The sequence below is a fragment of the Arthrobacter sp. CAN_A2 genome, assembly GCF_015752045.1.
In the GTDB taxonomy this organism is placed as follows: domain Bacteria; phylum Actinomycetota; class Actinomycetes; order Actinomycetales; family Micrococcaceae; genus Arthrobacter_D.
In genome coordinates, this window is record NZ_JADOUS010000004.1 from 274,731 (window position 1) to 288,856 (window position 14,126).

General features: G+C 69.8%; 9 protein-coding genes and 1 tRNA gene. 9 read left to right on the forward strand and 1 reads right to left on the reverse strand.

Features of this window, described 5'->3' with window-relative positions; all coding sequences use genetic code 11:
- Nucleotides 1-91 precede the first annotated feature (91 nt).
- The 6 genes from trpB to pyk all read left to right on the forward strand — a co-directional run bounded on the left by trpB (nucleotide 92) and on the right by pyk (nucleotide 11,358).
- Nucleotides 92-1,414 carry a tryptophan synthase subunit beta gene (gene trpB, locus IWX63_RS07225; RefSeq protein WP_199277526.1) on the forward strand — a complete coding sequence of 441 codons (1,323 nt, stop codon included), beginning with the start codon at nucleotides 92-94 and terminating at the stop codon, nucleotides 1,412-1,414.
- On the forward strand, nucleotides 1,411-2,247 hold the full coding sequence (gene trpA, locus IWX63_RS07230) for a tryptophan synthase subunit alpha (protein ID WP_199277481.1): 837 nt from the start codon (nucleotides 1,411-1,413) through the stop codon (nucleotides 2,245-2,247). Before trpB ends, trpA begins: the two co-directional genes overlap by 4 nt.
- On the forward strand, nucleotides 2,244-3,407 hold the full coding sequence (lgt, locus tag IWX63_RS07235; RefSeq protein WP_199277482.1) for a prolipoprotein diacylglyceryl transferase: 1,164 nt from the start codon (nucleotides 2,244-2,246) through the stop codon (nucleotides 3,405-3,407). Before trpA ends, lgt begins: the two co-directional genes overlap by 4 nt.
- A 331-nt stretch (nucleotides 3,408-3,738) precedes the next feature.
- A complete protein-coding gene (gltB, locus tag IWX63_RS07240; RefSeq protein WP_199277483.1) occupies nucleotides 3,739-8,370 on the forward strand; it encodes a glutamate synthase large subunit in 4,632 nt (1,543 codons plus the stop codon).
- A complete protein-coding gene (locus IWX63_RS07245; protein WP_199277484.1) occupies nucleotides 8,363-9,820 on the forward strand; it encodes a glutamate synthase subunit beta in 1,458 nt (485 codons plus the stop codon). Before gltB ends, IWX63_RS07245 begins: the two co-directional genes overlap by 8 nt.
- A 47-nt stretch (nucleotides 9,821-9,867) precedes the next feature.
- Nucleotides 9,868-11,358 (forward strand): pyruvate kinase, encoded by a 1,491-nt coding sequence (gene pyk / locus IWX63_RS07250; RefSeq protein WP_199277485.1) that lies wholly within the window; start codon nucleotides 9,868-9,870, stop codon nucleotides 11,356-11,358.
- 92 nt (nucleotides 11,359-11,450) lie between these two features.
- Here pyk and IWX63_RS07255 read toward each other — a convergent pair whose 3' ends face one another.
- Nucleotides 11,451-12,053, reverse strand: coding sequence for an ANTAR domain-containing response regulator (locus IWX63_RS07255; protein WP_043445123.1), 603 nt, complete (start codon nucleotides 12,051-12,053; stop codon nucleotides 11,451-11,453).
- 144 nt (nucleotides 12,054-12,197) lie between these two features.
- Here IWX63_RS07255 and IWX63_RS07260 point away from each other — a divergent pair.
- The 3 genes from IWX63_RS07260 to IWX63_RS07270 all read left to right on the forward strand — a co-directional run bounded on the left by IWX63_RS07260 (nucleotide 12,198) and on the right by IWX63_RS07270 (nucleotide 14,097).
- Nucleotides 12,198-12,279: transfer RNA gene (locus IWX63_RS07260), tRNA-Leu, on the forward strand.
- Nucleotides 12,280-12,642: 363 nt separating this feature from the next.
- Nucleotides 12,643-13,665 (forward strand): non-homologous end-joining DNA ligase, encoded by a 1,023-nt coding sequence (gene ligD, locus IWX63_RS07265; RefSeq protein ID WP_199277486.1) that lies wholly within the window; start codon nucleotides 12,643-12,645, stop codon nucleotides 13,663-13,665.
- Nucleotides 13,666-13,713: 48 nt separating this feature from the next.
- On the forward strand, nucleotides 13,714-14,097 hold the full coding sequence (locus IWX63_RS07270) for a response regulator transcription factor (protein ID WP_334685708.1): 384 nt from the start codon (nucleotides 13,714-13,716) through the stop codon (nucleotides 14,095-14,097).
- Nucleotides 14,098-14,126 lie beyond the last annotated feature (29 nt).

Genomic DNA, 14,126 nt, shown 5'->3' on the forward strand with positions numbered 1-14,126 from the left:
GTGGCACCGCCGGCCGAGTCAGGACCAACAGGACAGGAACGCTGAAGTCATGACCGATATGCACCAGGACACGGGCCTCGAAGGCGCAGGCATGCACGCCGAGGACTCCATCGACGCCGGGACGGCCGAGGCATTCCTCAGCCATGACGAGAGCCTCCGCCACGCACCCGGGCCCTACTTCGGCTCGTACGGCGGCCGCTGGATGCCCGAGTCGCTCATCGCCGCCCTCGACGAACTGCAGGACACCTTCGACAAGGCCAAGGCCGATCCCGAGTTCACCGCGCAGGTCGCCGAGCTGAACAGGAACTACGCCGGCCGTCCCTCCCTGCTGACCGAGGCGCAGCGCTTCGCCGAGCACTGCGGCGGCGTGCGCATCTTCCTCAAGCGTGAGGACCTGAACCACACCGGATCACACAAGATCAACAACGTGCTGGGCCAGGCCCTGATCGCCAAGCGCATGGGCAAGACCCGCGTCATCGCCGAGACCGGCGCCGGCCAGCACGGTGTCGCCAGCGCGACGGCGGCAGCCCTGCTGGGGCTCGAGTGCGTCGTCTACATGGGCGCGGAGGACACACGCCGCCAGGCCCTGAACGTCGCGCGCATGCAGCTGCTCGGCGCGACGGTCATCCCCGTGACCAACGGCTCCCAGACCCTGAAGGACGCCATCAACGAGGCGCTGCGCGACTGGGTGGCGAACGTCGAGACCACGCACTACCTGCTCGGCACCGCGGCGGGCGCCCATCCGTTCCCGTCCATGGTGCGGTACTTCCACGAGGTCATCGGTGAGGAGGCGAGGGAGCAGATCCTCGAACAGACGGGCAAGCTCCCCGACGCCGTCTGCGCGTGCGTCGGCGGCGGCTCCAACGCCATCGGCATGTTCCACGGCTTCCTCGACGACCGCGACGTCGCCCTGTACGGCTTCGAGGCCGGCGGCGACGGCGTCGAGACCGGCCGCCATGCGGCCACCATCACGCTGGGCCGCCCAGGGGTGCTGCACGGAGCACGGTCCTACCTCATGCAGGACGAGGACGGCCAGACGATGGAGTCCCATTCCATCTCCGCGGGCCTCGACTACCCGGGTGTCGGCCCCGAACACGCCTACCTCGCAGACATCGGCCGGGCGCACTACGAGCCCATCACCGACGCCGAGGCGATGGAGGCCTTCAAGATCCTCAGCCAGACCGAGGGCATCATCCCGGCCATCGAGACCGCACACGCCCTCGCCGGTGCCATGAAGGTCGGCCTGCGCCTCGCGGCGGACCTCGGACCGGGGGAGAAGGGTTCGGACAAGATCGTCGTCATCAACCTCTCGGGCCGCGGCGACAAGGACGTGGCGACCGCCGCCGAATACTTCGACCTCCTTCCGGACGACAGTGCCGAGCAGGAAATCGCCCAGGAGGGTGAACAGCTGTGACCACGCATCCCACCACCGGTCCCTCGGCCGGACCGGCCACCGGCTCCAAGGCCGCGGCCGCCATCGAGAAGGCACGCAGCGAGGGCCGCGCCGCGCTCATCGGCTACCTGCCCGCTGGCTTCCCCGACGTCCAGACCACCATCGACGCCGGCATCGCCATGGCGAAGAACGGCGTGGACCTCATCGAGATCGGCATCCCGTACTCGGACCCGGTCATGGACGGGCACGTCATCCAGGAGGCGACGGTCGAGGCGCTGGGCAACGGCTTCACCGTCCCCCGCATCTTCGACGTCGTCGCAGGCATCACGAGTGCGACCGACGCCGCCGTCCTCGTCATGACCTACTGGAACCCGGTCATGCGGATGGGCGTCCGCGAGTTCGCCGAGCGGCTTGCAGCAGCGGGCGGCGCCGGACTCATCACGCCGGACCTCATCCCCGACGAGGCCTCCGAGTGGATCGCGGTCTCCGAGGAACTCGGCCTCGACCGCGTGTTCCTCGTGGCCCCCTCCACCTCCCCGCAGCGCATGCAGAACACCGTCGACGCCAGCAGGGGATTCGTCTACGCCGTGTCCGTGATGGGCGTGACCGGGGCGAGGACCTCGGTCGGCGCTGCAGCACGGGCCGTCGTCGACGCCGCGCACGCCGCCGGAGCAGAGCGGGTCTGCGTGGGACTCGGCGTCTCGTCCTCGGCCCAGGTCCGCGAGATCGGCGCGTACTCCGACGGCGTGATCGTGGGCACCGCCCTCGTCGCCGCCCTGCGCGACGGCGGAGTGGACGCCGTCGCCGAGCTCGCCCGCGAACTGAGCACCGGCACGGGCAAGGCGCACGCGTGATCGGCGGAAGCCTCGCCGCGTCGATCCCCAGCCCGCCCGCGGAATGGGCGAGCTTCAGCCTCGGCCCCATCACCATCCACGCCTACGCCCTGTGCATCCTCGCCGGCATCATCCTGGCGCTCCTCCTCACGCAGAAGCGCTTCGTGTCCTTCGGCGGGCATGCGGACGCCGTGTGGGACATCGCCATCTGGGCCATCCCGTTCGGCATCGTCGGCGGGCGGCTCTACCATGTGTTCTCCTCGCCGGACGCCTACTTCGGCCCGGACGGGGACCTCGCGCGCATCCCGCAGATCTGGCAGGGCGGCCTCGGGATCTGGGGTGCGATCGCCCTCGGCGCCGTCGGAGCCTGGATAGGCGCCCGCCGCGCCGGCGTCAAGCTCTCCGCCTTCGCCGACGCCGCCGCGCCCGGGGTGCTGCTCGCCCAGGCCGTCGGACGCCTCGGCAACTGGTTCAACCAGGAACTGTTCGGTGGTCCCACCACGCTGCCGTGGGGCCTGGAGATCGACGCCGACAACCCGAACTTCCCGCGGGGCGCAGAACCCGGCACGCTGTTCCACCCCACGTTCCTCTACGAGCTCCTCTGGAACCTCGCCGGCGTGGCCCTGCTGCTGCTGCTCTCGCGGAAGATCACCCTGCGCGGTGGCCGCATGTTCTGGCTCTACGCGGCCTACTACACCCTCGGCCGCGTCTGGATCGAGGCGCTCCGCATCGACGACGCCGAGATGATCACGCTCTTCGGGATCACCCAGCGCCTGAACGTCTGGACGAGCATCGCCGTGTTCCTCGTGTCGGTCGCCGTCCTCGTCTACCTGTCGGTCACGCGGGATCGTGTCGAGGAGCTGGCGGTCTACCTGCCAGGTCGTGAGCCGAAGCCGGCCGCCGTCGCCGGTTCGGACGGCGACGCCGACAGCAGCGCCGGGACCGGTGCCGGCGGCGATGCCGCGACGGCCGACGACACGGCGGACGGCACGCCTCCCGCCGGGGGAGAGGACGCCTCCGCTGAGCCGAGCCCGGCCGCCGGATCGGGCCCGACGGGCCTCTCCGGAGCAGCCCCGCGAGGCACCTCCCGTAACGCTTCAGCCACAGGTGGCCACGCCTCGGACACGGGGCAAAGCGGGCGGAATGACCGTGGTAACCTGTCCGAAACAGACGGCTCCTGAGTAGACGATCGGCGTACTCGGGGCCCCGCGCAAGCGGAGCCGCGGGAATCGGTCCCCGACTGCAGTCCCCGGGCCACCGCCCCTCAAGGACGCAACACCACACCGTTGTGGACCCCAGGTGCGGCGGCCGGATCACCCTCCGGACCCGCACCTGCATCGCCGCCACAGGCGCCGGACGCCCACAGCGCTTGCCCGCCAACAGCGTCGGGTCTGCCGGCGGACGTGGTGGGACTCGAGATACACACGACGGCGACCGCTCCCTGACAGCGGCGCCCCGGGGCCAAGGCTGTCCCCTCCCGACGCTCCATCATGGGGGAAGGATCCTTATCTGATGACTGCTTTGACGCCAGGAAAGCCGACCGAGGCCGCACCACGGGCGACGCCCGGGACGGGTGACGCGCCCGAGGCCGTGACCTCGCCGTTCACACGGTTCGCGTCCGTCCCGGAGGCCTCCGGTCTCTACAACCCCGAGAACGAGAAGGACGCGTGCGGCCTCGCCGTCATCGCGACCCTGCGCGGAGAGCCCGGGCACGACATCGTCGACGCGGCCCTCACCGCACTGCGGAACCTCGAACACCGCGGCGCCGTCGGGGCGGATGAGGGCACCGGCGACGGCGCGGGCCTGCTGACCCAGGTCCCCGACGAGTTCTTCCGGGCCGTCGTCGACTTCCGGCTGCCGCCCGCCGGCTCCTACGTCGTCGGCACCGCCTTCCTCCCCACCGAGGGCAAGGAGCAGGCCACCGCACGCGCCGGGCTGGAATCGCTCGCCGAGGCCGAGGGCCTCGAGGTGCTCGGCTGGCGGGTCGTGCCGATCGTCGCCGACCTCGTCGGCGCGATGGCCCGCGCCTGCATGCCGCACTTCGTCCAGCTGTTCCTCGCACCGACGGACGGCATCGCGTCGGACCTCGACGCGAGGGCGTTCCGGGTGCGGAAGCGCGCCCAGAACAAGTACGGCGTGTACTTCCCGTCGCTGTCCTCCAAGACCATCGTCTACAAGGGCATGCTGACCACCGCGCAGCTCGAGCCGTTCTACCCCGACCTCTCCGACGAGCGCTTCAAGACCTGCCTCGGCATCGTCCACTCGCGGTTCTCCACCAACACCTTCCCCTCGTGGCCGCTCGCCCAGCCGTTCCGCACCATCGCCCACAACGGCGAGATCAACACGGTGAAGGGCAACCGCAACTGGATGCGCGCGCGGCAGTCGCAGCTGTCCAATCCCCTGCTCGGGGACGACCCTGAGGAGCTCTACCCCATCTGCACCCCGGGCGCCTCGGACTCGGCGACGTTCGACGAGGTGGCCGAGCTCCTGACCCTGTCCGGACGCCCGATCACGCATTCGATCATGATGATGATCCCGGAGGCGTGGGAGAACCACGCCACCATGGATCCGGCGCGCCGTGCCTTCTACCAGTACCACTCCATGCTCATGGAGCCGTGGGACGGGCCCGCCGCCGTGTCCTTCACGGACGGCCGCCTCGTCGGCGCCGTCCTCGACCGCAACGGCCTGCGCCCCGCGCGCTACTGGGTCACCGAGGACGGCCTCGTCATCCTCGCATCCGAGGTGGGCGTGCTCGACGTCGAACCCTCCCGCGTGGTCCGCAAGGGCCGCGTCTCGCCGGGCAAGATGTTCCTCATCGACACCGAGGCTGGCCGCCTCATCGAAGACCAGGAGATCAAGGCGGAGATCGCCGCTGCGAACCCGTGGGGCGAGTGGGTCAAGGAGAACCTGATCCAGCTCGAGGACCTCCCCGAGCGCGAGCACGTCGTCCACACCAAGGCGTCCATCAGCCGTCGCCAGCGCACGTTCGGCTACACGCAGGAGGAACTGCGCATCCTGCTCGGTCCCATGGCGAAGACCGCCGCAGAGCCCCTCGGCGCCATGGGCTCGGACACGCCCATCGCGGTGCTGTCCAAGCGCCCGCGCCTGCTCTTCGACTACTTCGTGCAGTCCTTCGCGCAGGTCACGAACCCGCCGCTCGACTCCATCCGCGAGGAGCTCGTCACCTCCATGGGCGTCACGATCGGCCCGGACGGCAACCTGCTGTCCACCGGTCGCGTCCGATCCCGGCAGATCGCCCTGAAGTTCCCGGTCATCACCAACGACGAGCTGGCGAAGATCGCCAACCTCGAGACCGACGACGGCGACCGGCTGACCGTCCGTGTCCGCGGGCTGTACCGGCACGACGGCGGTGAGGCCGCCCTGCGCGCACGCCTCTCGGAGATCTGCGAGCAGGTCTCCAGCGCGCTGAACCGTGGCGTCGAGTACGTGGTGCTCTCCGACCGCGACTCGAACGCGCAGTGGGCCCCCATCCCGTCCCTGCTCCTGACCAGCGCCGTCCACCATCACCTCCTCCGGAGCGCCACCCGCACCAAGACGTCCCTCGTGGTCGAGGCCGGCGACGTCCGCGAGGTCCACCACGTCGCCGTGCTGATCGGATACGGCGCCTCCGCGGTGAACCCGTACCTGGCGATGGAGAGCTGCGAGGAACTGGTCCGCAACGGCGACATCACCGGCGTCACCGCGGAGGCCGCCGTCGCGCACCTCATCAAGGGCCTCGGCAAGGGCGTCCTGAAGATCATGTCCAAGATGGGCATCTCCACCGTCAGCTCCTACTGCGGGGCCCAGACCTTCGAGGCGCTCGGACTGTCGCAGGAGCTCGTGGACGAGTACTTCCACGGCACCCAGACCCAGCTCGGCGGGATCGGCCTGGACGTCGTCGCCGCCGAGACCGCGGCCCGGCACGACAGCGCCTACCCCGAGGACGGCATCGAGGACCCGCATCGCGGCCTCGACAACGGCGGCGAGTACCAGTGGCGCCGCGAGGGCCCGCCGCACCTGTTCAACCCGGAGACCGTCTTCCGGCTGCAGCATGCCACGCGTGAGCGCCGGTACGACATCTTCAAGGCCTACACCCGGGGCGTCGACGACCAGTCCAAGGAACTCATGACGCTGCGCGGGATGCTGCGGCTCCGCGGCGACGCCCGCGAACCGATCAGCATCGACGAGGTCGAGCCCGTCTCGTTGATCGTGAAGCGTTTCTCGACCGGCGCCATGAGCTACGGCTCCATCTCGCAGGAGGCCCACGAGACGCTCGCCATCGCGATGAACCGCCTCGGCGCGAAGTCGAACACGGGCGAGGGCGGCGAGGACGTCGAGCGCCTGCTGGACCCGGAGCGGCGCTCCGCCATCAAGCAGGTGGCCTCCGGCCGGTTCGGCGTCACGAGCCTGTACCTGACCAACGCGGACGACATCCAGATCAAGATGGCGCAGGGGGCCAAGCCCGGCGAGGGCGGACAGCTCATGAGCCAGAAGGTCTACCCGTGGATCGCGCGGACGCGGCACTCCACGCCCGGCGTGGCCCTGATCTCCCCGCCGCCGCACCACGACATCTACTCGATCGAGGACCTCGCCCAGCTCATCTACGACCTCAAGCGGTCCAACCCGAGCGCCCGCGTCCACGTGAAGCTCGTCTCCGAGGTGGGCATCGGCACGGTCGCGGCGGGCGTCACGAAGGCCAAGGCCGACGTCGTCCTGGTGTCCGGGCACGACGGCGGCACCGGTGCCAGCCCGCTCAACTCGCTCAAGCACGCCGGCATCCCGTGGGAGCTCGGCCTGGCCGAGACCCAGCAGACGCTGATGCTCAACGGCCTCCGCGACCGCGTGGTGGTCCAGGTGGACGGGCAGCTCAAGACGGGGCGCGACGTCGTCATCGCGGCGCTGCTGGGCGGCGAGGAGTTCGGCTTCGCCACGGCGCCGCTCGTGGTCTCCGGCTGCATCATGATGCGCGTCTGCCACCTGGACACCTGCCCCGTCGGTGTCGCGACCCAGAACCCCGAACTCCGCAGTCGCTTCACGGGCAAGCCGGAGTTCGTGGTCAACTTCTTCGAGTTCATCGCCGAGGAGGTCCGCGAGCTCCTCGCCGAGCTCGGCTTCCGGACCCTCGAGGAGGCCATCGGCCACAGCGAACTCCTCGACGCCCGGGCGGCGATCGAGCACTGGAAGGCCGACGGCCTGGACCTCGACCCGATCCTGCGCGGCAACGAATTCGGTTCGGCGGAGCCGATGCGGAACATGCTCAAGCAGAACCACGACCTGGACCAGCACTTCGACAACAAGCTCATCGAGATGAGCGCCGATGCGCTTCAGCACCGCGCACCCGTGCGCATCTCGGTGGACGTCGTCAACACGGACCGGGCGGTGGGCACCATGCTCGGCCACGAGGTCACCCGCACCTTCGGCCTGGACACCCTCCCCACCAACACGATCGACGTCACCCTCACCGGCCAGGCCGGGCAGTCGCTCGGCGCCTTCCTGCCCGCCGGCATCACGCTGCGGCTCCTCGGGGACTCCAACGACTACGTGGGCAAGGGGCTGTCCGGCGGGCGCATCATCGTGCGCCCGGACCGCGCCAACGTGTTCCGCGCGGACCACAACGTGATCGCCGGTAACGTCATCGGCTACGGTGCCACCAGCGGTGAGATGTTCCTGCGCGGCCAGGTGGGGGAGCGTTTCCTCGTCCGCAACTCCGGGGCCACCGCCGTCGCCGAGGGCATCGGCGACCACGGCTGCGAGTACATGACCGGCGGCCAGGCCCTGATCCTCGGACGGACCGGCCGGAACTTCGGGGCGGGCATGTCCGGCGGCACGGCCTTCGTGCTGGACCTCGACCGCGCCCGGGTCAACCGGCAGAGCCTCGAGAACGGAGACCTTCTGCTCGTGGGCCTCGACGCCGAGGACGTCGAGATCGTCCGGCAGCTGCTGATCCGGCATGTCGAGGAGACCGAGTCGAACCTCGCCGAGAGCCTCCTCGACTCCTTCGAGGACACCATCGCACGATTCACCAAGGTCCTGCCGCGCGATTACGCCGCAGTGCTGGACGCCCGCGCCACCGCCGTCGAACAGGGCCTCGACCCCGACGGCGAAGAGGCATGGACCAAGATCCTGGAGGTAACCGGTGGCTGACCCACGCGGATTCTTGAAGGTGCGAGAGCGCCAGACCCAGCCACGCCGGCCGGTCCCCGTACGCATCATGGACTGGAAGGAAGTGTACGAAGCGCAGGAGAAGGGCGTCCTGAAGGCTCAGGCGGGCCGCTGCATGGACTGCGGCATCCCGTTCTGCCACCAGGGCTGCCCGCTCGGCAACCTCATCCCCGAGTGGAACGACCTCACGTTCCGTGACAAGGGGCGCGAGGCGATCGAGCGGCTGCACGCGACGAACAACTTCCCCGAGTTCACCGGCAGGCTCTGCCCGGCACCGTGCGAGTCGTCGTGCGTGCTCGGCATCAACCAGGAACCGGTCACGATCAAGCAGGTCGAGGTGTCGATCGCCGACCTGGCGTTCGAGGAGGGCTGGGTGGAACCGCACCCGCCGGAGCGCCTCACGGGGCGCACCATCGCCGTCGTCGGATCCGGACCCGCAGGCCTCGCTGCCGCGCAGCAGCTCACCCGGACCGGCCACACCGTGGCGGTGTACGAGCGCGACGACCGCATCGGCGGCCTGCTGCGCTACGGCATCCCCGACTTCAAGATGGAGAAGATCCACCTCGAGCGGCGCCTGGACCAGATGAAGGCCGAGGGGACGCGCTTCCGCACCGGCGTGGATGTGGGCAAGGACATCAGCTGGGGTCAGCTCAAGCGGCGCTACGACGCCGTGATCGTCGCCACCGGCGCCACCGTGCCGCGCGACCTGTCCGTTCCCGGGCGGGACCTCGCCGGGGTGCACTTCGCGATGGACTACCTCGTGCAGGCCAACCGCGTGGTCGCCGGCGAGCGGGTCGACGAGCAGATCCACGCCGAGGGCAAGCATGTCGTCATCCTCGGGGGCGGCGACACCGGGGCGGACTGCCTCGGCACCGCGCACCGCCAGAAGGCGGCATCCGTCACGACGCTCGCCATCGGCCAGCAGCCGTCCACCGAGCGGCGTCCCGACCAGCCGTGGCCCACGTTCCCCACGCTCTTCGACATCGCCAGCGCCCACGAGGAGGGCGGGGAGCGCCGCTTCCTCGCCTCCACCGTCGAGTTCGTCGGAGAGAACGGGGTGCTGCGCGGCATCAAGGTCGCGGAGACCGAGTTCGTCGACGGCCGCCGCGTCCCGAAGGCAGGCTCGGAGCGCGAGATCCCCGCGGACCTCGTGTTCCTCTCGCTCGGTTTCACGGGCGCCGAGCCGGCGGGCATCACCGAGCAGGTCCAGGCCGAGTTCGACGATCGCGGGAACCTGGCGCGTGACGGTTACTACATGACCAACGCGCCCGGCGTCTTCTCGGCGGGCGACGCCGGCCGGGGCCAGTCGCTGATCGTCTGGGCCATCGCCGAAGGCCGCGCCTGTGCAGCCGCGGTGGACCAGTGGCTCATGGGGTCCACAAGGCTACCCGCGCCCGTCGCGCCGAGCGACCGTTCCATCGCCGTCCTCTGAACGGCTCCTCCACCTCACTCCCGACCAACACGACTAGGCTAGGTTTCATGAGACGCGCAAAAATCGTTGCAACATTCGGCCCCGCAATCGCCAGCTATGAGAACACGCTCGCCGTGCTCGAGGCGGGCGTCGACGTTGCCCGGATGAACATGAGCCACGGCGACTACGCCGTGCACCTCAGCACCTACGAGAACGTCCGCCGCGCCTCCGCGGAGCTCGGCCGCCCCGTCGGCATCTTCGCGGACCTCCAGGGCCCGAAGATCCGCCTCGGCCGGTTCCTCGACGGCCCGCACGCGCTCGCCCGCGGTGACGTCTTCACCATCACCATCGAGGACATCGAGGGCACCCAGGAGATCTCCTCCACCACGTTCAAGGGACTGCCGCAGGACGTCAGCGTCGGCGACCTGCTGCTCATCGACGACGGCAAGGTCTCCCTGCGCGCGACGGCGGTCGACGACGTGAAGGTCACCACCGAGGTCGTCGTCGGCGGCATGGTCTCGAACAACAAGGGCATCAACCTGCCCGGCGTGGCCGTCAACGTGCCCGCCCTCAGCGAGAAGGACGAGGACGATCTCCGCTGGGCCCTCCAGACCGGCGTCGACATGGTCGCGCTGTCCTTCGTCCGCGACGCCGGCGACGTCAAGCGTGTCCACGAGATCATGGACGAGGAGGGACGCCGCGTCCCGGTCATCGCCAAGATCGAGAAGCCGCAGGCCGTCGACGCCCTCGAAGAGATCATCGATGCCTTCGACGCGATCATGGTGGCCCGCGGGGACCTCGGCGTGGAGATGCCGCTGCAGGACGTCCCGATCGTGCAGAAGCGCGCCGTGGAACTCGCCCGCCGCTGGGCGAAGCCCGTCATCGTCGCCACGCAGGTCCTCGAGTCCATGATCGACAACCCGCGCCCCACCCGCGCCGAGGCCTCCGACTGCGCCAACGCCGTGCTCGACGGTGCGGACGCCGTCATGCTCTCGGGCGAGACGAGCGTGGGCAAGTACCCGATGGAGACGGTCCGCACCATGGCGGACATCATCGAGTCCACCGAGCGCCACGGCCTCGAGCGGGTGCCGCCGCTCGGCAGCAAGCCGAAGACCCGCGGCGGTGCCATCACCCGTGCCGCCGTCGAGATCGCCGACCAGCTCGACGCGAAGTACATCTGCACCTTCACGCAGTCCGGCGACTCGGCGCGCCGCCTCTCCCGCCTGCGCCCCAAGAAGCCGGTCGTCGCGTTCACCCCGGTGGAGTCGACGCTCAACGCCATGTCGCTCATCTGGGGCGTCCAGCCCCGCCTCGTCCCGTTCGTGGAGCACACCGACCAAATGACCGCGCAGGTGGACCGCGTCCTCTTCGAGCAGGGCCTCGTCGAGGTGGACGACCTCGTCGTGATCGCCGCCGGTTCCCCTCCCGGGCAGGCCGGGTCGACCAACTCCCTCAAGGTCCACCGCGTCGGCGACATCACGGACGCCGGTCAGCTCCCCGAGGACCACACGTCCTACATCAAGGAAGGTGTCGGCCCCTGGCCGCTCAAGAAGAAGTAGCCTGACCCGCAGGACAGACGAAAGGACCCCCACCCGTGCCGGGTGGGGGTCCTTTCGTCGTCGTGTCCGGGCCGGGGTTGCCGACCGGGCCCTCAGTTGACCTGGTTGATGATCGTCTCGGCGACCTCGCGCATGCTCAGGCGGCGGTCCATGGACGTCTTCTGGATCCAGCGGAAGGCCTCGGGCTCGGTGAGGCCCATCTTGGTGGTCAGGAGGCTCTTGGCGCGCTCGACGAGCTTGCGGGTGGCGAACTGCTCCTGCAGGTCGGTCACCTCCGCCTCGAGGGCCTTGATCTCCTCGTGCCGCGACATCGCGATCTCGATGGCCGGGATGAGGTCGGCGGGGGTGAAGGGTTTGACCACGTAGGCCATGGCGCCGGCGTCCCGCGCCCGCTCGATGAGCTCCTTCTGGCTGAACGCGGTGAGCAGGACCACGGGTGCGATGCGCGCCTTGACGATCTGCTCCGCGGCGGTGATGCCGTCCATGACGGGCATCTTCACATCCATGAGCACCAGGTCCGGCTTGTGTTCCTGGGCGAGCGCGACGGCCTTCTCGCCGTTGTCGGCCTCGGCCACGACCTCGTAGCCCTCCCCACGCAGGATCTCGATGATGTCGAGCCGGATGAGCGTCTCGTCCTCGGCCACGATGACCCGGCGTGCGGGTCCGGCGGGCGTGGATTCGGTGGGTTCAGACACTGTTGCTCCTTGATGATGACGGCGTTGCGGGGGGTCCGGGGGAGGCCTTGCTTCCGTGCCCGGAAACAGCCTATCGGCATGTAGAGTGGATTCGCGCACCGGCGGACCAGGAAGTCATTCCTGCCAGCGGCCGTGGCACGCACGGCCCGAATGGCGGAATTGGCAGACGCGCTGCACTCAAAATGCAGTATCGAGAGGTGTGTGGGTTCGAGTCCCACTTCGGGCACCCGTATCCTCGTCTCGTGTACGGCCGCACCGTCAGTCTGCTGCCGTTCCGTAACACCGGAACCTTCCCAAGCACACTGCTGTTCTCCGCGGACGCTGCGCGCGACGATACCCCCATGAGCAAGCAGCCCCGATGAGTGCCACCCGCTGCACGTGCGTCTGGACGGCCCGGCCGCTGGTCCGGCTGGTCGACGATCCGATGTGCCCTGCGTACACGCTGCATGTCCTGAAGGCCTCCGCCGGCGGGTCCCGCGATCACACGACGGAACCCTGAACGCCCGACCGACCCGTTCTGCGGATCCCGCCCGTCCGGCTGCTGCCCGCGCCCGGACGCCGGAGGGTACGCCGGGGGTACATTGAGGCCATGGCCAGCGAAGCGATGATCCTCGACGTCGACGGACCGGACGGCGTGCGGTCCGTCCGGCTGTCGAGTCCCTCCCGTGTCCTCTGGCCCCAGGCCGGGCTGACCAAGCTCGACCTCGCACGGTACCTCGTGGGCGTCGCGCCCGCGTTCCTGAGGGCGAACGGCGACCGCCCCGTGTCGCTGCAGCGCTTCGGCGGCGACGTGGACGGCGACTTCTTCTTCAGCAAGAACCCGCCCAAGGGGGCTCCCGGGTACGTGCGCAGCGTCGTGGTGACCTATCCCAGTGGACGCTCGCACCCGCAGCTCGTCCTCGACGAGCCCGCGTCCGCGGTCTGGGCGGCCCAGATGAACACCGTCGTCTTCCACCCGTGGGCCTCCCGGGCCGAGGCGCCGGACCTGCCCGACGAGCTGCGCATCGATCTCGATCCCCAGCCGGGCACCACTTTCGCCGACGTCGTCGCCGCCGCCCATGCCCTGCGGGCCGTCCTCGGCGAGGCGGGCCTGAACTCCTTCGTGAAGACCTCCGGCAACCGCGGCCTGCACGTCTTCGCCCCGATCGCACCGGTCCACGAGTTCCTCGAGGTCCGCCATGCCGTCATCGCCGCCGGACGCGAGCTCGAGCGCCGCATGCCGGAGGAGGTGACCACGGCCTGGTGGAAGGAAGAGCGCGGGGCGCGCATCTTCGTGGACTACAACCAGGCGAACCGCGACCGCACCATGGCCGGCGCCTACAGTCCGCGGGCCCTGCCCCACGCCCCGGTGTCCTGCCCGGTGACCTGGGACGAGCTGGACGACGTCGACCCCGCCGCCTTCACGATCGCGACGGTCCCGGACCGGCTGAGGACGGTCGGCGACCCGTGGGAGGACCTGCACGCCGAGCCGGGCAGCATCGACGCACTCCGCGGCTGGTGGGACCGCGACATCGGGAACGGCCTCGGCGAGCTCCCGTTCCCGCCGGACTTCCCGAAGATGCCCGGTGAGCCCATGAGGGTGCAGCCGAGCCGTGCGCGACACCGGGACTGACCCTATGGCGGCGCCGGATGCGGCACCTCGCCGGAGTAAACTCGGGGAATGACCGCCACAGATCTCCCCCGCACCGCCGTGGTCATCGAGGACGACGACGACGTCCGGGATCTGCTGCACACCGTCCTGACGGGATCGGGCTTCCGGGTGCACACCGCGCCCGCGGGCCTGGCCGGCGTGGAGATGGTCCGCCGGATCAGGCCCGACGTCGTCACCCTCGACGTCGGGCTGCCGGATATCGACGGATTCGAGGTGGCGGGACGGATCCGTCGCTTCTCCACGACGTTCATCGTCATGCTGACCGCGCGCGCCGACCCGTCCGACGAGAAGCGCGGCTACGACGCCGGCGCCGACCGCTACCTGCGCAAACCGTTCCGTCCGGCCGACCTGCGCCGGCACATCCAGGAGGGGCTCGCGGCGCAGCAGGCCTGAGTCGGCACGCCACCACCCGGTGGCGCCGT

Coding starts and splice junctions, on each gene's coding strand:
- pyk (WP_199277485.1), top strand. CDS start 9,868: ATGAGACGCGCAAAAATCGTTGCAACATTCGGCCCCGCAATCGCCAGC.
- ligD (WP_199277486.1), top strand. CDS start 12,643: ATGGCCAGCGAAGCGATGATCCTCGACGTCGACGGACCGGACGGCGTG.
- trpB (WP_199277526.1), top strand. CDS start 92: ATGCACGCCGAGGACTCCATCGACGCCGGGACGGCCGAGGCATTCCTC.
- gltB (WP_199277483.1), top strand. CDS start 3,739: ATGACTGCTTTGACGCCAGGAAAGCCGACCGAGGCCGCACCACGGGCG.
- IWX63_RS07270 (WP_334685708.1), top strand. CDS start 13,714: ATGACCGCCACAGATCTCCCCCGCACCGCCGTGGTCATCGAGGACGAC.